At 64.0% G+C, this 18,555-nt stretch carries 20 protein-coding genes; 13 read left to right on the top strand and 7 right to left on the bottom strand.

All coding sequences use genetic code 11. The features are described 5' to 3' along the window. Nucleotides 1-20: 20 nt before the first annotated feature. The 3 genes from AB4O09_RS13900 to pdxR all read right to left on the bottom strand — a co-directional run bounded on the left by AB4O09_RS13900 (nt 21) and on the right by pdxR (nt 2,526). Nucleotides 21-425 carry a cupin domain-containing protein gene (locus AB4O09_RS13900; protein WP_038855997.1) on the bottom strand — a complete coding sequence of 135 codons (405 nt, stop codon included), beginning with the start codon at nt 423-425 and terminating at the stop codon, nt 21-23. Between the two features lie 264 nt (nt 426-689). Then, nucleotides 690-971: an antibiotic biosynthesis monooxygenase family protein gene (locus AB4O09_RS13905; protein ID WP_013693545.1), complete on the bottom strand. Its 282-nt coding sequence runs from the start codon at nt 969-971 to the stop codon at nt 690-692. Between the two features lie 121 nt (nt 972-1,092). Continuing rightward, the gene (gene pdxR / locus AB4O09_RS13910; protein WP_038855998.1) at nt 1,093-2,526 is read right to left on the bottom strand and encodes a MocR-like pyridoxine biosynthesis transcription factor PdxR; all 1,434 of its coding nucleotides are present in this window, start codon (nt 2,524-2,526) and stop codon (nt 1,093-1,095) included. A 195-nt stretch (nt 2,527-2,721) separates the two neighbouring features. On the opposite strand from pdxR, the gene AB4O09_RS13915 reads away from it, so the two are divergent. Then, entirely contained in the window at nt 2,722-3,162 is a 441-nt protein-coding gene (locus tag AB4O09_RS13915) for a carboxymuconolactone decarboxylase family protein (protein ID WP_003202631.1), read from the top strand. Between the two features lie 126 nt (nt 3,163-3,288). On the opposite strand, the gene AB4O09_RS13920 is transcribed toward AB4O09_RS13915, so the two are convergent. After that, on the bottom strand, nt 3,289-3,642 hold the full coding sequence (locus tag AB4O09_RS13920; RefSeq protein WP_003202629.1) for a hypothetical protein: 354 nt from the start codon (nt 3,640-3,642) through the stop codon (nt 3,289-3,291). 201 nt (nt 3,643-3,843) lie between these two features. Here AB4O09_RS13920 and AB4O09_RS13925 point away from each other — a divergent pair, with 201 nt between their 5' ends. From AB4O09_RS13925 to AB4O09_RS13935, 3 genes are read left to right on the top strand one after another with little or no spacing between them, the layout of a single operon-like run. Next, nucleotides 3,844-4,476, top strand: a complete 633-nt coding sequence (locus tag AB4O09_RS13925) for a secretin and TonB N-terminal domain-containing protein (RefSeq protein WP_003202627.1) — start codon at nt 3,844-3,846, stop codon at nt 4,474-4,476. Beyond that, nucleotides 4,473-5,018, top strand: coding sequence for a sigma-70 family RNA polymerase sigma factor (locus AB4O09_RS13930; protein WP_460108348.1), 546 nt, complete (start codon nt 4,473-4,475; stop codon nt 5,016-5,018). The genes AB4O09_RS13925 and AB4O09_RS13930 overlap by 4 nt, the downstream gene beginning before the upstream one ends. 37 nt (nt 5,019-5,055) lie before the next feature. Continuing rightward, nucleotides 5,056-5,997, top strand: a complete 942-nt coding sequence (locus AB4O09_RS13935; protein WP_460108415.1) for a FecR family protein — start codon at nt 5,056-5,058, stop codon at nt 5,995-5,997. 225 nt (nt 5,998-6,222) lie between these two features. Here AB4O09_RS13935 and AB4O09_RS13940 read toward each other — a convergent pair whose 3' ends face one another. After that, entirely contained in the window at nt 6,223-6,834 is a 612-nt protein-coding gene (locus tag AB4O09_RS13940) for a PulJ/GspJ family protein (RefSeq protein ID WP_363809040.1), read from the bottom strand. Beyond that, a complete protein-coding gene (gene gspH, locus AB4O09_RS13945) occupies nt 6,831-7,283 on the bottom strand; it encodes a type II secretion system minor pseudopilin GspH (RefSeq protein WP_003202620.1) in 453 nt (150 codons plus the stop codon). The genes AB4O09_RS13940 and gspH overlap by 4 nt, the downstream gene beginning before the upstream one ends. Nucleotides 7,284-7,400: 117 nt before the next feature. On the opposite strand from gspH, the gene AB4O09_RS13950 reads away from it, so the two are divergent. Beyond that, nucleotides 7,401-7,871 carry a type II secretion system protein N gene (locus tag AB4O09_RS13950; protein ID WP_003202618.1) on the top strand — a complete coding sequence of 157 codons (471 nt, stop codon included), beginning with the start codon at nt 7,401-7,403 and terminating at the stop codon, nt 7,869-7,871. 75 nt (nt 7,872-7,946) lie between these two features. Here the strand turns inward: AB4O09_RS13950 and gspI are convergent, their stop codons facing one another. Continuing rightward, nucleotides 7,947-8,324 (bottom strand): type II secretion system minor pseudopilin GspI, encoded by a 378-nt coding sequence (gene gspI / locus AB4O09_RS13955; RefSeq protein WP_003202616.1) that lies wholly within the window; start codon nt 8,322-8,324, stop codon nt 7,947-7,949. A gap of 148 nt (nt 8,325-8,472) precedes the next feature. Between gspI and gspG the strand changes: the two genes are divergently transcribed. The 8 genes from gspG (at nt 8,473) to AB4O09_RS13995 (ending at nt 18,402) form a co-directional block, all read left to right on the top strand. Beyond that, nucleotides 8,473-8,922 carry a type II secretion system major pseudopilin GspG gene (gene gspG, locus AB4O09_RS13960; RefSeq protein ID WP_003202615.1) on the top strand — a complete coding sequence of 150 codons (450 nt, stop codon included), beginning with the start codon at nt 8,473-8,475 and terminating at the stop codon, nt 8,920-8,922. Nucleotides 8,923-8,930: 8 nt separating this feature from the next. After that, nucleotides 8,931-9,917: a type II secretion system minor pseudopilin GspK gene (gene gspK, locus AB4O09_RS13965; RefSeq protein ID WP_003202613.1), complete on the top strand. Its 987-nt coding sequence runs from the start codon at nt 8,931-8,933 to the stop codon at nt 9,915-9,917. Then, a complete protein-coding gene (gene gspL, locus AB4O09_RS13970; RefSeq protein ID WP_444758486.1) occupies nt 9,914-11,086 on the top strand; it encodes a type II secretion system protein GspL in 1,173 nt (390 codons plus the stop codon). The genes gspK and gspL overlap by 4 nt, the downstream gene beginning before the upstream one ends. Then, the gene (gene gspM / locus AB4O09_RS13975; protein WP_027911905.1) at nt 11,079-11,657 is read left to right on the top strand and encodes a type II secretion system protein GspM; all 579 of its coding nucleotides are present in this window, start codon (nt 11,079-11,081) and stop codon (nt 11,655-11,657) included. Before gspL ends, gspM begins: the two co-directional genes overlap by 8 nt. After that, nucleotides 11,654-14,014 (top strand): type II secretion system secretin GspD, encoded by a 2,361-nt coding sequence (gene gspD / locus AB4O09_RS13980; protein ID WP_027911906.1) that lies wholly within the window; start codon nt 11,654-11,656, stop codon nt 14,012-14,014. Before gspM ends, gspD begins: the two co-directional genes overlap by 4 nt. Before the next feature lie 139 nt (nt 14,015-14,153). Beyond that, entirely contained in the window at nt 14,154-15,572 is a 1,419-nt protein-coding gene (gene gspE, locus AB4O09_RS13985; RefSeq protein WP_027911907.1) for a type II secretion system ATPase GspE, read from the top strand. Then, nucleotides 15,572-16,783, top strand: coding sequence for a type II secretion system inner membrane protein GspF (gspF, locus tag AB4O09_RS13990; RefSeq protein WP_027911908.1), 1,212 nt, complete (start codon nt 15,572-15,574; stop codon nt 16,781-16,783). Before gspE ends, gspF begins: the two co-directional genes overlap by 1 nt. A gap of 428 nt (nt 16,784-17,211) precedes the next feature. Beyond that, nucleotides 17,212-18,402, top strand: a complete 1,191-nt coding sequence (locus AB4O09_RS13995; protein ID WP_003202602.1) for a substrate-binding domain-containing protein — start codon at nt 17,212-17,214, stop codon at nt 18,400-18,402. The last annotated feature ends 153 nt before the right edge of the window (nt 18,403-18,555 follow it).

An 18,555-nucleotide genomic window follows, 5' to 3' on the forward strand; every position in this document is an offset into this window, starting at 1 on the left:
GGACAGCTGTGCTGGGGCTGTTAGTTTTTCAGCGGTATCAACACCGCTTCATCCTCACCCATCACCATGAACACCAGCAGTTTCGCCGGCTGGCTCGTGCTGGCGTTTCTCGAGACCAGGTGCTCGGACCCCGCTGCTTCATACCAGAACTCTCCAGCCTTGTAGGTCTTCGCCGGCTCACCCTTGACCTGGGAAGTGATGGCGCCTTCCAGTACGTAGGCCATGGCCGTGCCCTCATGCTTATGGGCAATGGACGCTTGGCCGGGGGCATAGTCGACGGTCAGCATCATGGTTTTTTTACCTGGAGCGTTTTTCAGCAATTGCTCCTGCAGCACCGTGACCTTCTCCGAAGGCGCGGCTTCGTGGGCGTAGGTCTGGGTAATGGGCAGCAGGCCGAGGGCGGCGATCAGACAGAGTGTTTTCATGAAAGGTATGACCCATGTGGTTTCGAGTGATTTCGCGCTGTCGCGGCGATGGATTCACCCTAAGCCCCACGGAGGGGCAAGCAAACGTCCAATCTTTCGGAAGGTGGGTAGACCAATACCGCGATCCACCCAATTTGAAAGCTACCCCCTGTAGGAGCTGCCGAAGGTTGCGATCTTTGGCTCTTGATCTTTGGCTTGGGATTTAATTGGATTGGACAGGATCGCAGCCTCGTTGCACTCGGCTGCTCCTACAGACGCGGAGTGTCAGCTATTGAAGTCGACGCTGCGCGCCAGGCGGTTGTCGATCAGGCTGATGAAGCCTTGCACTTCCGGGCAGTTGAAGTGGGCTTGCATGGCCGCTTCCGACTGCCAGCGGGCACTGACGCTCCAGCGGTCGCCATCGTCCGGGCAACGGTCGACCAGGTAGGCATCGCAGCCCGGCTGCGTACGCAGGGTCTCGACGATTTGCTGCAATTGCCGGCCCAGTTCTTCCGAGCGACCGGCGGCGGCTTGCACCTGTACGGTATTGATCACTTGGCGAGACATTGTTCAGGCTCCTGAATCAAGTCGCAGGGGGTTGTTCAACATCAATGACACCCATGCAGGATAGGCCCGCCGGGGCAAGGCTCAAACAGCCAATGGGCGGATAAATGCCCAGTCCAATCCCTCAGGCCACTTGCTGCAGAATGTCGCGCAAGCGGTCCAGGGCTATGTCGATGTCCAGGGTTTCGATCGCGCCGAAACCAAAGAACAGGCCCGGCCGCACGGGGGCCTCGTTGAAAAAACCATCAAGGCTGTAGAGCCCGACTTCGGCTTTTTTCGCCAGTTCGATCACCAGCGCCAGGTCCATCGGAACCTTGCACAACACCGCCATATGAAAGCCCGCGGTGGTGGGCACGGCCTCGAACCAGGGCGATAAGTCCCCGCCCATGCGAGCCAGGATTCGCTCGCGGCGACCGGCATACAGGGTGTGGCAGCGGCGGATATGCTTGAGCAGGCAACCCTCGGCGATGAACTTCGCCAGCGCCCACTGGGGCAGGGTGGAGGTGTGCTGGTCGGTGAGGCGCTTGGCCAGGATTACCGCTTCAAGAATCGCCGGCGGCAGGATCGCATAGCCCAGGCGCAACTCCGGCAACAAGGTCTTGGAGAAGGTGCCGACGTACGCCACGATCCCGCGCTCGTCCAGGCTCTGCAACGAATCGGCGGGCCGGCCTTCGTAGCGGAATTCGCTGTCGTAGTCGTCTTCGATGATGATCGCCCCCAGCTCATAGGCCCGCGCCAGCAGGGCCTCGCGGCGGGCCTGGCTCATGGGCATGCCCAGGGGAAACTGGTGGGAGGGCGTCACATAAATCAACCGCGTGCCGTCGGGGATCAGGTCGACCCGCATGCCTTGCTCGTCCACCGGCACTCCGACCACCGTGGCGCCCTGGGAGCCGAACAGCAAGCGCGCCGGCGGGTAGCCCGGATCTTCCATGGCCACCAGGCTGCCGGGCCGGGTCAACACCCGCGAGATCAGGTCCAGGGCTTGCTGTGCGCCGTTGCACACCACCACGTCTTCATCCTGGCAATTGACCCCGCGGGAAAACGCGATGTGCCGGGCAATGGCATTGCGCAGCGACGGCAGGCCTTCGGGCTGGCTGTAGAAGCCCTTGGCGCTGGCGATCTGGCGCAGCGCATGGGCCGTGCAGCGCCGCCAGTCGTCCAGCGGAAACTGGCCCTTGCCCGTGGCGCCGCCGATGAAGTCGTAGCGCAACGCGCCTTCGAGGGTGGGATGGCGCATCAGGTCGGGCATGGTGCGCCAGGCTTCGACGACGTCGGCGCCGGCCAGTTCGCGGTGGCTCTGTTTGCGCACGATCCTGGCCGGCCGCGTGTTGACGTAGGTGCCTTTGCCGATGATGCCGGTGAGCAGGTTTTCGTAGGTCAGTTGAGCGTAGGTGTCGGAGACGGTCTTGCGCGAGACTCCCAGTTGTTCGGCCAGCAGGCGGCTGGGCGGCAGTTGCGTGCCGGCCGCCAGGCGACCGCTTTCGATGGCGTTGCGCAATTGTTGATACAACTGGCCCGACAGGTCCTTGCGGCCGTTGATGACAACATGAAGTTCCATACCCGCAAGCTCCTGGGCGATTGTTTGGCCGCCGGCGTCAAAGGCGCAAGATTACCCGCATTGTGCGACTGCATAGAAGTTGCGTGGGGAAAATCCCGCCTATTGGACTTGCCTCCGGGTTTTTCGACAAATTGGACCTGTCATTGGCCGGTCCCAGGGCCTAGCGTGAAGGTCTCGAATACCACGGAGCCCGCCATGAGCCCGCGTCTGGATTACTACACTGCATCGCCTGGGGCGATGAAAGCCATGATCGGCCTGGAAGCCCTGACCAGTCGCCTGAGTATCGAACCGGCGCTGCTGCATCTGATCAAGATCCGCGCTTCACAACTCAATGGCTGTGCCTTCTGCACCGACATGCATTCGGTGGAGGCGCGACGCCAGGGCGAGACCGAGCGGCGGCTCTACGCGGTGGCAGTGTGGCGCGACAGCGGTTTTTTCACTGCCCGCGAACGCGCCGCCCTGGCCTGGACCGAGGCGGTGACGCTATTGGCTGAAAGCCAGGTGCCGGACGACGTCTATGCCCAGGCCCGGGCCTGCTTCAGCGAGGAGGAACTGGTGGACCTGACCCTGGCGATCAGCACCATCAACAGCTGGAACCGGCTGGCGGTGAGTTTTCGCCAGAGTCCGGGTGGCTGATCCGCGAGAGCCAACTGTGGGAGCAAGGCTTGCCCGCGATGAACGATGATGAGGTGAATCTGGCGGACCGTGGCGCCTGGATCGCGAGCAAGCTTTGCTCCCACAGAGCAGGTCTGTCGTTTGCCTCTATTTATTTCCGTTGGGCAGCAGCGAATTGCTGGTCGGAACCGGCGGCCGCTGGGGCTTGACCGACGTGCCAAACGTATTGCCCATGCGCACGCCAGTGGCCGCCGGGGTTGCCAGGCCGATGCTGTTCGGTGCGCGTTCGTTGACCGGCACATTCATGGCATCCTGGGCCCGTTGCGCAGCTGTTGCAGCCTGCGGGTCGTTGCCCATCTGCCGGCTCAGGCAGTTGTAGTCGGGGGTCTTGTAGCCACCGACGGTCACCTCGATACACGCCGGGGCTTCTTCGCCCTGGGCCCACGGCAGGGCCAGGAGCAGCCCGACACCGGCCATCATTTTCGTCCACTGTTTCATCATCGACCTCCTGCCCGTCACACCCGACGGTTCGTTGTCTGGGCACCAGTCTAGTGCGGCCCGGAGGATTTGTATCAGATGTCATACGACATTCATAAACACCCCTCAGGATGACGGTTTTCAACGGATACGTCAGTCGTGCAGCAGGGCAGAGCCGGGGGCGGACGCGGGCGTGGATTGACCAGGGCGCCCTTGCGGTGGCTGATGGTGTTGCTGTGTCTGCTGGCCGGGCCGATCCAGGCGGTCGGCCTGGTGGACCTGGACATCGCGCCCCAGGAACTGACCACGGCGCTGGAGCAGTTCAGCCGGGCGACGGGCATGGCGGTGCTGGTGGACCACCAGTTGTCGAGCCAGCGTCATACGCTGGGTGTCCAGGGGCAGTTCACACCCTCCGAAGGGTTGAGGGTGTTGCTCAGCGGCACCGGGCTGGCGGCGCACTATGCCCGGGAGGATGCGTTCACGTTGCAGCCGGTGCAGGTCCGCGAGGTACCGCTGCCTCCCGGCGTCACCCCAGGCTTGAGTGACAGCAACTACGCGGCAGCGATCCAGACGGTCATCCAGCGCAATTTGTGTCGTTCACCGTTGACCCGCCCAGGCAGTTTCCGGGCGGTGCTGCAAGTGTGGATCGGCCGGGACGGCGTGGTCCAGCACAGCCGCCTGGTCAGTTCCACGGGCGACCTGATGCGGGACAAGGCCTTGGTCAACAGTTTGCAAAACCTCAGGATCGACCGTCCGGCGCCCAGCTCGTTGCGCCAGCCGGTGACCCTGCTTTTGTTACCCGACTCATCAGGAAGAAGCATGGAATGCATAGCAGGGGAAGGGGTGTCCGGGCGATGAAAGACTCCGGTCGCAGCCCGTTGGTGAAGTTGTTCCTCACCTCGTATGAGGATTTCAAGGTGCGCCTGCGCAGGCGCCTGGGGTCCGAGGAACTGGCCAACGACGTGCTGCATGAAACCTACCTGCGGGTCGATCGAATGATCGATACGCAGGAGATTGCCCAGCCCAACGCTTATTTATATCGCATGGCCCTGAACATCGCCGCCGACCGTCGACAGGCCGATGCGCGCCTGCTCACCGGCGATGAAGTCGAGGAATTGCTGCAGGTCTCGGATGAAGCGCTGGATCCGGCCCGCGTGGTGGGTGGGCAGAAGGAACTGCAGACCCTGCTCAAGGCCTTGTACGAACTGCCGGCGCGCCGTCGCAGGATTTTCATCGCCGCACGCCTGGAGGAAGCGCCGCACCTGGAAATTTCCCAGCGCTTCGGTATTTCCACGCGCATGGTGGAGAAGGAAATCAAGGCTGCGTTGGGGCACTGCGCCCAGCGCCTGGAAAGAAAAGTCATTCAGCGGTTCGGTCCCGGCGCGGGAAAACCGTCTTGAGAGTAGAGACCCGACCCTTTCGTGAGTGTGTGTGCGCTTGAACATCTTCAGCATCACTTCCCCTGACGCCACGCCCCAGGCCCGATTGGCCAGCGAGGCCCGAGACTGGCTGATCCTGCTGACCTCGGGGGGCGCCACCGTGGCCGATGCCCGGGCCTTGCGCCTGTGGTGCGGGCAAAGCCCCGAACATGCCCGGGCCTTCGAACAGGCCAAGGCGCTGTGGCAGGGGCTACAACCTGCCGCCGCCGCAGTGCAGGCGCCCCGGCATTTCGGCCGTCGGGCGTTGTTGGGTGGCGCCATCGCGGCGTCGGCGGCTTTCCTGTTGATCCGCGCCACGGTGCCCGGTGGTGTTTCCGGGCTGGGAGCCGACTACGTTACCGACGTCGGCGAACAGCGCCGGGTGGAACTGGCCGAGGGCGTCAGCCTGGAACTCAATACCCAGACCCGCCTCAGCCGCCGCGTGCTGGCCGATGGCGGACAAGGACTGGAATTGCTCAGCGGTGAGATTGAAGTGCAGGGGCGCAGTGCCCAGGTAGTCAGCGTCCAGGCCGGCGCCGGCTGGATCAGCGCCGCCCGGGCACGCTTCAACATTCGCTACACCGACCAGAGCGTCTGCGCGACTTGCCTGGAGGGTGTGGTGCAGGTCGAGGTACAAGGCCAGCGGTTTCGCCTGGAGCCGGGCATGCAACTGACTTACGACCCTGGTCGGGTGGGCGCTCCCAAGCGTGCCGATGTGTCGGCAGCCATCGCCTGGCGTGAGCAGGTCCTGGTGTTCAACGACGCGACCCTGGCCAGCGTCATCGATGAAATCAACCGCTACCGTCCCGGCATGTTGCTGCTGCTCAACCGCGAACTGGGCCAGCGCAAGGTCCAGGCGCGGTTTCGCCTGGACCAACTGGCGGGCGTGGCGCTGTTGATCCGCGATGCCTACGGCGCCAAATGCACTGAATTGCCGGGTGGGGTGGTGGTGCTGAGCTGAGGCCAGTGGCGTCTGGGCAGGCCTCATCGCGAGCAAGCTCGCTCCCACAAAGGCCCGGTGCTTGGCCCAAATCTAGAATTCACCCAATACCCCTGTGGGAGCGAGCTTGCTCGCGATGAGGTCGGCACATTCGACATCGCCCTCAACAGACCCACCGCTATCGCGAGCAAGCTCGCTCCCACAATGTGTGCCAAGCCTTGAAGGTCACCCGATAATCTGGGGGAGCTATTCCAATGGCCCCAGCACCTGTCGATATTTCTCTATGCCCTGAGGCGTCTGCCGGGTCAGGCTGATTTCGATGCCCATCGGGTTTTCCTGGCGGTTGCCGCTGAGCTTGCGCCAGCCTTTTTCCCTGTCCCAGAACCGCAGTCCGGCGTCGCTGACGTCACTGAGCACCGCCACGCCCGGGCCGGGCGCGGGCAGTGGATAGCGATTGCGGGCCTGGCCTTGGGCGCGGTAAAGCGTGTCGCCCTTGAGCCACCAGCGCACCCGTTGCAACTCGCCCTCCTGGGTCGCCGCCACGCGGATCACATCCAGGCGAAACCCCCTGCCATCGGTGCTGCGCACGGTGAGGGCGGGCGGGGCGGTCGAGGGCGGGTCGTCGACGCCGGGTTTTACCGGTTCACTCAGCTCGATGCTGGCGCGCAGGGCCACGTCGCGCTCCAGTTGGTTCAATACCCGCAACAAGGCTTCGGTCTGTTCGGTACTGGCCTGCAAATGGCTGTCGGCACGGGTCACGCTGTCCAGCCCGCGCCAGGCGATCAGGCTGACCACCGCCATCAGCAGGATCGCCACCATCACTTCCAGCAAGGTGAAACCGGTCTGCCGGGCGCTCATTGGAGTTGCACCCGCCCGGCGGCACTGCGTTGCACCGTGAGACTGTTCAGGCCGTCCGACAAGCGGATCTGCAAGGGCTCGCCGAGCCATTCGGCATTGAGCACGACCCGCTGCCTGGGTTCCACGCGAACCTCCATCGACGGGCTCTGCCAACGACGGGAATGCAATTGCGGATCGTCCTTGAAGCGATCCAGCCCCACGCCTTGATCGGCGCGACGACTGAAGCCGAACCCCTTGGCATCCCAGCGCCAGGTAATCGGCCGTCCGTCAGTGCGGGCTTCGGTCTGGGCCAGTTGCAACAGTTGCACCAGTCGCTCGCCATCCTGGCGCAGCAACTTCAACGGATCCGGCTTGATGCTCAGGCTCACGGCGGCGCTGGCAATGCCGATGATCACCAGCACCACCATCAATTCGATCAGGGTGAAACCGCGTTGCTTGCCGAGGTTCATGCGCGCTCCTTTGCGTGAAAGCCATCCTGCACGGTGAAGATGATAAGGATGTGAAATAAAACGGAGAGAATTGACGCGTACGCTGGACGCTGGAACCAAAAAAAGGAGATTCAGGCCATGACGTTCATAGAGCGTGTGTCCCCGGCGCAAATCGTCCAGGCCGTGGGCCTGTTGGCGGCGTTGGCCGGGGTGGCGACCTGGTCTTCGCTGCTGCTCACGTCGGCCGAGTCGCGCACGCCGGATGTCGCCCCGCAACGCATGGCCGAGCGTTCCGATAACCCGGCGCTGCAATGGTTCTCCAACCAGCCGGCAGCAGTGGACATCAAGGTCAGCGGCGTGATGGCCGGCACTCGCACGCCCGTGGCGATCCTCAGTCTCAACGACGGACCGCCGCGCAGTTTCCTGGTGGGTGAACGGGTGGCCCAAGGGGTACGGTTGGTGGCGATCGAGGCGCAGGCGGTGGTCATCGAGCGCGGCAATGAGCAGACCCGGCTGGTCCTGGCTCGGTTGCCGGATTCGGTGAGTCTGCCTTCTCTGTGGGAGCAAGGCTTGCCCGCGATGAAGACGACGCAGTCTCCGAGGAAATGAGGCGCCTGCATCGCGGGCAAGCCTTGCTCCCACAGATAAACCCCTCGCCACAAAGGATGTGTTAGCCCACACCACTCAAGGCTTTTCCCGGCTGACCAACGTCTCCAACCGAGCCAACGGCGGTGCTTCCCGACTGCGGTCCGACACGCTCAGTTCGACCCGCAGCAGCCTACCGTTTTCCGCCGGGCGCAAGTTCTGTTCGCAACGCAACAGCAATCGCCCCTGATCGCATTCGAACACTTTCGAGCCCTGGGCAAAACGGCCTTCCAGACGCAACTGCGCCAGTTGGCTACGGGCGGCCAGCAGGGCGATGGATTTGTCGCGCAGCAGGCCGTTGCTCTGGGTCATCACCGCAGCCACGCGCACCGCGGCCGACATGGCCACGGCGATGATCGCCAGGGCCACCAGCACTTCGATCAGGGTGAAGCCGGCTTGCGGCGCAGGGCGTGACATGGCGCGGGCTCGGGGGCGAGGGCAGCCTTCAAGGCTAGCCGCCGTTCATGACCAATTGACGACGCAAGCTCCAGAGCAATTTCAATATCACTGACATATTTTCTTGCAACACTGCGCCTCGAATCGAATCCAGCGAAGGACCGTCGAGATGCAGATTGCCCGTTACAAAGCCCGTTTCCCAGGCCCTCGCGGGCAGTCGGGTTTCACCCTGATCGAAATCATGGTCGTGGTGGTGATCCTCGGCATCCTGGCGGCGATGGTGGTGCCCAAGGTACTCGACCGCCCTGACCAGGCGCGGGCAACGGCGGCGAAACAGGACATTGGCGGCCTGATGCAAGCCCTGAAGCTGTATCGCCTGGACCACGGCAGTTACCCGAGCATGAACCAGGGCCTCAAAGTGCTGGTGGAAAAGCCCGCCGATGCGAAAAACAGCACCTGGCGCTCTTATCTGGAGCGCCTGCCCAACGACCCATGGGGCCGTCCATATAACTACCTCAACCCGGGTGCCAACGGCGAAGTCGATATCTTTTCCCTGGGGGCCGACGGTCAGCCTGACGGCGACGGCGTGAATGCCGACATTGGCTCCTGGCAGTTGTAAGGGCCGTGATGCAGACGGATTCGCCCCTCGCGGCGAAGCAGCGCGGCATGGCGGTCATCAGTGCCTTGCTGATCGCTGCCGTGGTGGCGGTCATCGCCGGCGGCATGCTGACCCGCCAGACCCTGTTCACCCGCAGCCTGGAGGCCGAGCAGTTGCGCGTCCAGGGCACGGCGCGGTTGCAGGGTGGCCTGCAACTGAGTCGCCAGTTGCTCTGGGACGCCCGCCAGCGCGATCCGCTGACGCGCTTTGGCCAACCCTGGGCCAACCCCATCGTGATGCCGGGTTCGGGCCAGATCGACACGCCGTTCGAAGGCCAGCTGGAAGATGAGCAAGGCAAGTTCAACCTGCGCAACCTCGTCGCCAATGAGCGTGTGGACGAAGAACAAGTGCGCGCCTTCGAACGCCTGTGCCAGCAGTTGGGCGTGGCACAAGCGGTCAGCACGCGCATTGTCGAAAGGGTGGTCGAGGCCTATCCGCGCCTGTTGAATCCGCAGCGGGTGGACCAGGCGCCAAAGGCCAATACCTTCAACAGCGGCCGCGAGACCTCGCCACAGGCCGACAACACGCCGCAGGCACCGACGCGCCCGATGCTGCGCACCTTGCAAGACTTGCGCAGCGTCAAGGGCGTCAATGCGCGGTTACTGGAAACACTGGCGCCTTACGTGACGATCCTGCCGACCAACACCTGGCTCAATGGCAACACTGCCAGTGCCCCGGTGCTGGCCGCCTACGTGCCGGGGCTGTCGCTGCAACGGGCCGAGGCACTGGTCAGGGAACGCGACGGTGGCCACTGGTTTATCAATCGTGGGGATTTCGTCAATCGCCTGCGCATGCCGGAGCTGGACACCGCCAGCGTCAAGGTTGGCATCACCAGCGACTGGTTTCTCCTGCGAGGCCAGGCACGCAGCGGACAGCGGCGGGTCGAACTGGAGGCGTTGCTGCAACGCACCGAGGACCGTTTGCCCCAGGTGATCTGGTCAAGGGTGGGCGTATGACGCGCTTGCGCATCGCCCTGGCGCCGCTGGGCAGCCTGGATCTCGACAGTGAGGTGGCATTTGCCTGGCTGGATCGCCAGGGCCAGGTTCGTGAGCAGGGCCGCAGCAGCCTGCGGGCATTGGGCCAAGGCGGTAAGACTATTTCTGTGGAGTGCTTCCTTCATCCCCGCGACAGCCTGTTGACTCGCCTGGAGTTACCGTCGTTGCCAGCGGCCAAGATCACCGCCGCGGTGACGTGCGCGGCCCAGGCCCTGATGCTCGGTGCCAGCGAACACATGCAGGTGGCCCACAGTCCGCGCGGCGTCGACGGGCAGGTGCAGATCGCCTGGCTGGACCGTGAATCCCTCGCCACGCTGGGCCGGCTTGTGCACCAGGCTGGCATGAAGCTGCGTGGCCTCTATCCGGCGGCCTACGTCTTGCCGGTGCTGTCGGGGCCGGTGGCCTGTATCGAGGACGGCCACCTGCTGGTGCGCCATGACCTGCAGCACGCGGTGGTGCAACCGTTGCAGGAGGAGGCGCTGGACGAATGGCTGCTGGAAACGGGGCCTGGGTTGCACTGGGTCGGCGAGGCGCCGCCGCAATCTTCGATCAGCACCTTGGCCGAAACCCAACGCTGGATGGGTGCTGCGCCAGGTTGGGGACTGCATGCCGGCCTTGCACGCAACGCGGCCGAGCGCGGCGGTTGGGGCCGGGCGGCGGCGATCTGCGCGACAGCGCTGGCAGTATGGGTGATTGGGTTGAACCTCTACGCCGCCCGCGAAGCGGCCCAGGGCCAACGGCTCAAGGCGCAGATGAGCCAGCGGGTGAAGCAGGCGTTTCCCGAGTTGCCGGTGATTCTCAACCCGCTGCAACAGGCGCGCCAGCAAATCGCGGCGCGCCAGAACGGTGCAGCGACCGACCCGGCCCAACGCTTTGCCAGCCTGGTGCAACAGGCGGGCAGCGCCATGCCGTTCATGAGCGGCAATGTCCAGGCGCTGGTATTCGAGAACGGTGAGTTGCGCCTGAATGTCGTGGCCGAGGCGCAGAAAACCACTGCCGAAGAGGATTGGAAAATTCTCCTGGCCCAGGCCGGCATTGACGTCGCTGCCATCGATCAGGGTTGGACCCTGCGTGTGGCTCCGGCCGGCCAGGGCGGCTCCGACGAAACTCCGGACGCCGAAGATGAATAAGCAATCCCTGGCCCTGGCGTGGGGGCGCTGGCAAGCCTGTCGCACGCGTTTGCGCACGTTCTGGCAGGAGCTGGCAGTGCGCGAGCAAGCCGCCGTGGCCCTGGCTGCGCTGGTGTTGGGCGGCTGCCTGGTCTGGCTCGCACTGATCCAGCCACCGCTCAAGACCATCGCCTACTGGCAAGCCGAAACCCCGAAGCTGCGTTCACAGACCGAAGCCCTCGAAGTGCTGTTGCGTGACGTCGCAGGGCTTGCGCCCGACCAGCCTCTTGAAGCGGCCTTGCGCCAGAGCCTGGACGCCAGCGGCTTGAGCGAGCACTACCAACTGCGAGCGCCCGACGCCGAGCGCCCCAACGCCTGGCAGCTCACGTTCGACCAGGCTCCGGCAGAGGCGGTGATCAGCTGGCTATTGGGCAACCCACGGCAATTCTCCCTGGAAGTGATCGAGGCCCGTTTGCAGCGCACCGCCCTTGCCAATCCCGACAACCACGACAACGACACCGACAACACCGCCGGCACACTGTCCGGAACCGTTCGCATGGATCAGGCGCAAGGCGCTAAGGAAGCTTCATGAAAGGGGCCAGATACCCACGTCATTGGCGCAAGGCTGCACCGCTGTTGTTGCTCGCGTTGAGCGCGTGCAACAGCACGCCACCCGCGTCGCAGCCACCGTTGCTGGTGGACAGTGAATTGGGCATTCCGTTGGGGAGTACCCAGCGCAGCGGCGATGCATTGCTCGATCGCCAGCGGGCCCAGGACCTGCGTGAACATAAGCCCGCGGTGCGGCATCAGGTCGACCTTACCGCCCGTGCCCGTGAGCCGCGCAGCACTGCGCCGGCGCGCACGCCCTTGGGCGATCAACCGGTGACGCTGAATTTCGTCGAGGCCGATATCCAGGCGGTAGTGCGGGCCTTGTCCCGTTCCACCGGCCAACAGTTCCTGGTGGACCCGCGGGTCAAGGGCAACCTGACGCTGGTTTCCGAAGGCCCGGTGCCGGCCCACCAGGCCTACGACATGCTGCTGGCCGCGCTGCGCATGCAAGGCTTCAGCGTGGTAGACGTCGGCGGCGTGGCCCAGGTGGTGCCGGAGGCCGATGCCAAGCTGCTGGGTGGACCGATCTACAGCGCCGACAAACCGGCCGGCAACGGCATGCTGACCCGCACCTTCCGCCTGCAATATGAAAACGCGGTGAACCTGATCCCGGTGCTGCGCCCGATCGTGTCGCCGAACAACCCGATCAATGCCTACCCGGGCAACAACACCATTGTCGTCACCGATTACGCCGAGAACCTGTCGCGGGTCGCGCAACTCATCGAAGGCATCGACACCCCGAGCGCCATCGACACCGACGTGGTGCCGATCCACAACGGCATCGCCGTCGACATCGCGCAAATGGTCTCCGACCTGCTGGAAACCCAGGGCGGCGACCAGACCCAGAAGATCAATGTGATTGGCGATCCGCGCTCCAACTCCATCATCATCCGCGCCGGCAGCCCCGAACGCACGGAGCTGGCGCGCAACCTGATCTACAAACTCGACAACGCCCAGAACAACCCGAGCAACCTGCATGTGGTGTACCTGCGCAATGCCCAGGCCGGCAAACTGGCCCAGGCCCTGCGCGGATTGCTCACCGGGGAAAGCGAAGGCGAGGGCAGCGACAACTCGCGTTCGGTGCTCAGCGGCATGGGCGGCAACACCAATGGCCAGAGCGGGCAGAGCAGCAGTGGCGATGGCACCAGCAGCACCACCGGCGGCAGTGCGTCGACCAGCGGCAACGGCTACGCCCAGGGCAGCAACGGCACGACTTCCGCTTCGACGAAAAACGAACAGGGCACTGCCTTCAGCGCTGGCGGCGTGACCATCCAGGCCGACGCCACCACCAACACCTTGCTGATCTCCGCGCCAGACCCGCTGTACCGCAACCTGCGGGAAGTCATCGACCTGCTGGACCAGCGTCGCGCCCAGGTGGTGATCGAGAGCCTGATCGTCGAGGTCGGCGAGGACGACGCCAGCGAATTCGGCGTGCAATGGCAGACCGGCAACCTCGGTGGCAGCGGCGTGATCGGCGGGGTCAATCTCGGCGGCACGGGGCTCAATCTCAATGGCAAGACCAGCATCGACGTGCTGCCCCAGGGCCTGAACCTGGGAGTGGTCAACGGCACGGTGGACATTCCCGGTATCGGCAAGATTCTCGACCTCAAGGTCCTGGCCCGGGCCTTGAAGAGCAAGGGTGGCACCAATGTGTTGTCGACACCGAACCTGCTGACCCTGGACAACGAAGCAGCAAGCATTTTTGTCGGCCAGACCATTCCCTTCGTCAGCGGTAGCTACGTCACCGGCGGAGGCGGCACCAGCAACAACCCGTTCCAGACCGTGACCCGCGAGGAGGTGGGTTTGAAGCTCAATGTCCGGCCGCAGATTTCCGAAGGCGGGACGGTCAAGCTCGATATCTATCAGGAGGTCAGCAGCGTCGATAATCGCGCCTCGAGCACCACGGGTATCGTCACCAACAAGCGCGCCATCGACACCAGCATCCTGCTCGACGACGGACAGATCATGGTCCTTGGCGGGCTGTTGCAGGATGGCTACAGCCAGAGCAATGACGCGGTGCCGTGGTTGTCGACGATCCCGGGGATTGGCGCGCTGTTTCGCAACGAGCGGCGGCAGATCACCAAGACCAACCTGATGGTGTTCCTGCGGCCCTACATCATCCGCGACACGGCGGCGGGCCGCGGCATCACCCTCAACCGCTACGACTTCATGCGCCGCGCCCAGGGCCTGCTGCAACCGGAACGCAGCTGGGCACTGCCGGACATGCAAGCCCCGCAACTACCGGCCTCGGCCCGGGCCATCCCCGGAGCTGCGCCGGTGAGCTTGCAGGCACCCAGGGCGGTGATCAAGGCGGTGCCCGTCGAAGGAGGCACCCGTTGATGAACACCAACCCTGTGGGAGCGAGCCTGCTCGCGATGACGGCGCCCCGATCGATAGCCATGCAGACTGACACACCGCTATCACGAGCAGGCTCGCTCCCACAGGGGGCGTGTGTGTGTCTTGGGCCTGGGGGGGCAACATGAACACCCTCCCATACGCCTGGGCCAAGGCCCAGCGCCTGGTGTTGCGCCAGTCCGAAGAAGGGGCGGTGCTGATGGTGTGTCCGTCCACGCCGGGCTGGTCCATCAGTGAAGTGCGTCGCCAGTTTGGCGAGGTGCGGTTGGAGCGGGTGCGCGACGAGGAGCTCGATGGGCTGCTCAACAGTGCCTATGCCGACACCGGCAGCGCCGCGGCGGTGGTGGGCGCGGCGGAAAACGAAGTCGACCTCGACCGGCTGATGCAGGACATCCCCGAGATCACTGACCTGCTGGACACCCAGGACGGCGCGCCGGTGATCCGCATGATCAACGCCTTGCTGACCCAGGCCGCACGGGACGAGGCCAGCGACATCCACATCGAACCCTACGAGAGCCATTCGGTGGTGCGCTACCGCGTCGACGGCACCCTGCGCGATGTGGTTTCGCCGCGCAAGGCCCTGCACGGCGCGCTGGTGTCGCGGATCAAGATCATGGCCCAGCTCGACATCGCCGAAAAACGCCTGCCCCAGGACGGGCGCATCGCCCTGCGCGTCGCCGGGCGACCGATCGATATCCGCGTCTCGACGGTGCCCACCGGCCATGGCGAACGGGTGGTGATGCGGCTGTTGGACAAGCAGGCCGGACGCCTGCAACTGGAAACCCTGGGCATGGACCCGGACGTGCTGGGCAAGCTCGATCATCTGATCCGCCAGCCCCACGGCATCGTCCTGGTCACCGGCCCCACCGGTAGTGGCAAGACCACCAGCCTCTACGCCGCCCTGGCCCGGCTGGACGCCAGCGTCCACAACATCCTCACGGTGGAAGACCCGGTGGAATACGACCTGCCGGGCATCAGCCAGATCCAGGTCAACGCCAAGATCGACATGACCTTCGCCCTGGCTCTGCGGGCGATCCTGCGCCAGGACCCGGACATCATCATGATCGGCGAAATCCGCGACCTGGAGACCGCGCAAATCGCCGTGCAGGCCTCCCTCACCGGGCACCTGGTGCTGGCGACGCTGCACACCAATGATGCGGTGTCGGCCGTCAACCGCTTGATCGACATGGGCGTCGAGCCGTTCCTGCTGGCCTCATCGATGCTCGGCGTGCTCGCCCAGCGACTGGTGCGCAGGTTGTGCCCGCAGTGCAAACAGCCCGATCCGGCCACGCCCGGCACCTGGCGGCCGGTGGGGTGCCCGAGCTGTAACCAGACCGGCTACAGCGGCCGCACCGGCATCCATGAATTATTCTGCATTGACGATGACATCCGCACGCTGATCCACCAGGGGGCAGGGGAGCAGGCACTGCGCGCCGCCGCTCGCCGAGCGGGGATGTTCAGCATGCGCGAGGACGGCGAGCGCTGGGTGCGCAGTGGCACCACGGCCCCTGAAGAAATCCTGCGCGTAACACGGGACGCCTGATGAATCGCTACCGTTTCGAGGCCGCCGACGCCCAGGGCAAGATCGAATCCGGACACTTGGAAGCCGACAGCCAGGGGGCGGCTTTCAACCTGTTGCGCAGCCGTGGGCTGACGGCATTGCAGGTGCAGGTTGAGCGCAATACGCCGCCAGCCAACGGCGGTGGCTTGTTCAACGCCAAGCTTTCGGACAACGACCTGGCCTGGGCCACCCGGCAACTGGCGAGCCTGCTGGGCGCAAGCCTGCCGTTGGAAGCGGCGTTGAGCGCCACGGTGGAACAGGCCGAGCGCAAGCACATCGCCCAGACCCTGAGCGCGGTGCGCGCCGATGTGCGCAGCGGCATGCGCCTGGCCGAAGCCCTGGCGGCGCGGCCACGGGATTTTCCGGAAATCTACCGGGCGTTGATTGCCGCCGGTGAAGAGTCCGGTGACCTGGCCCAGGTGATGGAGCGGTTGGCGGATTACATCGAGGAACGCAACAACCTGCGGGGCAAAATTCTCACGGCGTTCATCTACCCCGGGGTGGTGGGACTGGTGTCGGTTGCCATCGTGATTTTCCTCCTCAGCTATGTGGTGCCGCAGGTGGTCAGTGCGTTCTCCCAGGCCCGGCAGGACCTGCCCGCGCTGACCGTGGCGATGCTCACCGCCAGTGATTTCATTCGTGCCTGGGGCTGGTTGTGCTTTGGCGTGCTGGCCGGTGGGTTCTGGAGTTGGCGCATGTACTTGCGCAAACCGGCGGCGCGGTTGAACTGGCACGCGCGGGTGTTGCGCCTGCCGCTGATCGGGCGCTTTGTACTGGGCCTCAACACCGCGCGGTTTGCCTCCACCCTGGCAATTCTCGGCGGAGCAGGGGTGCCGTTGCTGCGGGCGCTGGAGGCCGCGCGCCAAACCTTGTCCAACGACCGCCTGAGCCAGAGCGTCAGCGAGGCCACGGCCAAGGTCCGCGAAGGGGTCAACCTGGCGGCGGCGCTGCGGGTGGAAAAAGTCTTCCCGCCGGTGCTGATCCACCTGATCGCCAGCGGCGAGAAAACCGGCTGCCTGCCACCGATGCTCGAACGCGCCGCGCAAACCCTGTCCCGAGACATCGAACGCCGGGCGATGGGCATGACCGCGCTGCTGGAGCCGTTGATGATCGTGGTCATGGGCGGCGTAGTGCTGGTGATCGTCATGGCGGTGTTATTGCCGATTATCGAGATCAATCAGTTGGTTCAGTAAGCACACGCAACCCGTGGCGAACATTGATCTTGTGGCGAGGGGATAAATCCCCTCGCCACAACTGCCGCGATCAGCCAGTTATTTTTGCCGTGCCGCAGCATCTCCCGAGCCTTGACCGCGCCAAGCTCGGGTTCCTCGTTCTGTCATTTTTCCGCGCCCGACAACCACCCGCCGTCCTCTCCACCGCGCCCCCACATGGCACGGCCGTGAAACCCGCTCGAAACCCCAACCCAGAGCCCTCGAACACCCGAGGAAAAAACTCGAAAAACAGCCCTCAGCTCCCGAGGTTTTTTCCTTTATCTGTCACCGGAAACTGCGAATTTCTAACCCATGGCCTCACCCCATCGCCATCGGCACAGGACCGAGCGCCATGACGGCAAGCACGCGTCACCCAACCTACGTACGAACACGATGAAAGGAGATTCTTCATGTTTAAGCGCAACGTTCTCGCGGTATCCCTGACCCTCGCCGGCCTCTGCGCCGCTCAGGCCGCCATGGCTGATGTCAATGGCGGTGGTGCTACCTTGCCTCAGCCGCTGTACCAGACCTCCGGCGTACTGACTGCCGGTTTTGCCCCTTACATCGGCGTGGGCAGCGGTGCTGGCAAGTCGGCTTTCCTGACCAACGACTACACCAAGTTCGTGCCTGGCGACACCAGCGGCAAGAAAGTGCACTGGGCTGGTAGCGACTCCAAGCTCAGCGCCACTGAACTGAGCACCTACGTCAGTGCCCACGGTGCCGCCTGGGGTCCATTGATCCAGGTGCCTTCGGTCGCCACTTCGGTTGCCATTCCGTTCAACAAGACCGGCACTGCCAACGTCGACCTGAGCGTCAACCAACTGTGCGGCGTGTTCTCCGGCCGTCTGACCGACTGGAGCCAGATCACTGGTTCGGGCCGTACCGGCGCGATCACCGTGGTTTACCGTGCCGAGAGCAGCGGCACCTCCGAGCTGTTCACCCGCTTCCTGAACGCCAAGTGCGCTGAAACCGGCACCTTTGCCATCACCACCAACTTCGCTTCCAGCTACAGTGGTGGTCTGCCAGCCAGCGCCGTATCCGCTACTGGCAGCCAGGCTGTAATGACAGCGTTGAACGCTGCCCAAGGTCGTATCACCTACATGAGCCCGGACTATGCCGCTACTACCCTGGCCGGTCTGGATGACGCCACCAAGGTCGCTCGTGTTGGCGGTCTTTCCCCAGCACCGGCCAACGTGTCGGTAGCGATCAATGCCGTTCCCGTTCCGGCTGCTGCCGACCGGTCAAACCCGAATGCCTGGGTTCCTGTTTTCACTTCTCAAAAAGTGATTGATGAAACAATTCCGGCTGATCCTAGCTTGCGCCTCTACCCAACCACCGGTTATCCGATCCTGGGCTTCACCAACGTGATCTTCAGCCAGTGCTACGCCAATGCTGCACAAACCACTCAGGTGCGTGATTTCTTCACCCGTCACTACAACGGCACCGCTGCCAACAGCAACGACGCGGCGATCACTGCCAACCGCTTCGTTCCACTGCCTGGCGCTTGGAAATCTGCCATCCGTGGCAGCTTCCTGACCGCTACCAACGCTCAAAGCATCGGCAACACCAACGTGTGCAATGGCATCGGTCGTCCGCTGTAACACCACGCTAAGCGACACGTAACACCGATCAGCAACGGCGAAAGCCGTTGCTGATTTTTTGCGTCACAGCCGTACCAACACAGCCACATGAAATTTTCATGACATCCGTTCGGTCCCGAGCGGCTGTAACCGCCTATCCCCTATAACCAACGC

This window comes from Pseudomonas sp. H1_F01 (assembly GCF_054681425.1).

What these genes read in the sequence shown, in the direction of transcription:
- AB4O09_RS13900 (WP_038855997.1), bottom strand. Translation starts at nt 425, where the DNA reads ATGAAAACACTCTGTCTGATCGCCGCCCTCGGCCTGCTGCCCATTACC.
- AB4O09_RS13905 (WP_013693545.1), bottom strand. Translation starts at nt 971, where the DNA reads ATGTCTCGCCAAGTGATCAATACCGTACAGGTGCAAGCCGCCGCCGGT.
- pdxR (WP_038855998.1), bottom strand. Translation starts at nt 2,526, where the DNA reads ATGGAACTTCATGTTGTCATCAACGGCCGCAAGGACCTGTCGGGCCAG.
- AB4O09_RS13915 (WP_003202631.1), top strand. Translation starts at nt 2,722, where the DNA reads ATGAGCCCGCGTCTGGATTACTACACTGCATCGCCTGGGGCGATGAAA.
- AB4O09_RS13920 (WP_003202629.1), bottom strand. Translation starts at nt 3,642, where the DNA reads ATGATGAAACAGTGGACGAAAATGATGGCCGGTGTCGGGCTGCTCCTG.
- AB4O09_RS13925 (WP_003202627.1), top strand. Translation starts at nt 3,844, where the DNA reads ATGGTGTTGCTGTGTCTGCTGGCCGGGCCGATCCAGGCGGTCGGCCTG.
- AB4O09_RS13930 (WP_460108348.1), top strand. Translation starts at nt 4,473, where the DNA reads ATGAAAGACTCCGGTCGCAGCCCGTTGGTGAAGTTGTTCCTCACCTCG.
- AB4O09_RS13940 (WP_363809040.1), bottom strand. Translation starts at nt 6,834, where the DNA reads ATGAGCGCCCGGCAGACCGGTTTCACCTTGCTGGAAGTGATGGTGGCG.
- gspH (WP_003202620.1), bottom strand. Translation starts at nt 7,283, where the DNA reads ATGAACCTCGGCAAGCAACGCGGTTTCACCCTGATCGAATTGATGGTG.
- AB4O09_RS13950 (WP_003202618.1), top strand. Translation starts at nt 7,401, where the DNA reads ATGACGTTCATAGAGCGTGTGTCCCCGGCGCAAATCGTCCAGGCCGTG.
- gspI (WP_003202616.1), bottom strand. Translation starts at nt 8,324, where the DNA reads ATGTCACGCCCTGCGCCGCAAGCCGGCTTCACCCTGATCGAAGTGCTG.
- gspG (WP_003202615.1), top strand. Translation starts at nt 8,473, where the DNA reads ATGCAGATTGCCCGTTACAAAGCCCGTTTCCCAGGCCCTCGCGGGCAG.
- gspK (WP_003202613.1), top strand. Translation starts at nt 8,931, where the DNA reads ATGCAGACGGATTCGCCCCTCGCGGCGAAGCAGCGCGGCATGGCGGTC.
- gspL (WP_444758486.1), top strand. Translation starts at nt 9,914, where the DNA reads ATGACGCGCTTGCGCATCGCCCTGGCGCCGCTGGGCAGCCTGGATCTC.
- gspM (WP_027911905.1), top strand. Translation starts at nt 11,079, where the DNA reads ATGAATAAGCAATCCCTGGCCCTGGCGTGGGGGCGCTGGCAAGCCTGT.
- gspD (WP_027911906.1), top strand. Translation starts at nt 11,654, where the DNA reads ATGAAAGGGGCCAGATACCCACGTCATTGGCGCAAGGCTGCACCGCTG.
- gspE (WP_027911907.1), top strand. Translation starts at nt 14,154, where the DNA reads ATGAACACCCTCCCATACGCCTGGGCCAAGGCCCAGCGCCTGGTGTTG.
- gspF (WP_027911908.1), top strand. Translation starts at nt 15,572, where the DNA reads ATGAATCGCTACCGTTTCGAGGCCGCCGACGCCCAGGGCAAGATCGAA.
- AB4O09_RS13995 (WP_003202602.1), top strand. Translation starts at nt 17,212, where the DNA reads ATGTTTAAGCGCAACGTTCTCGCGGTATCCCTGACCCTCGCCGGCCTC.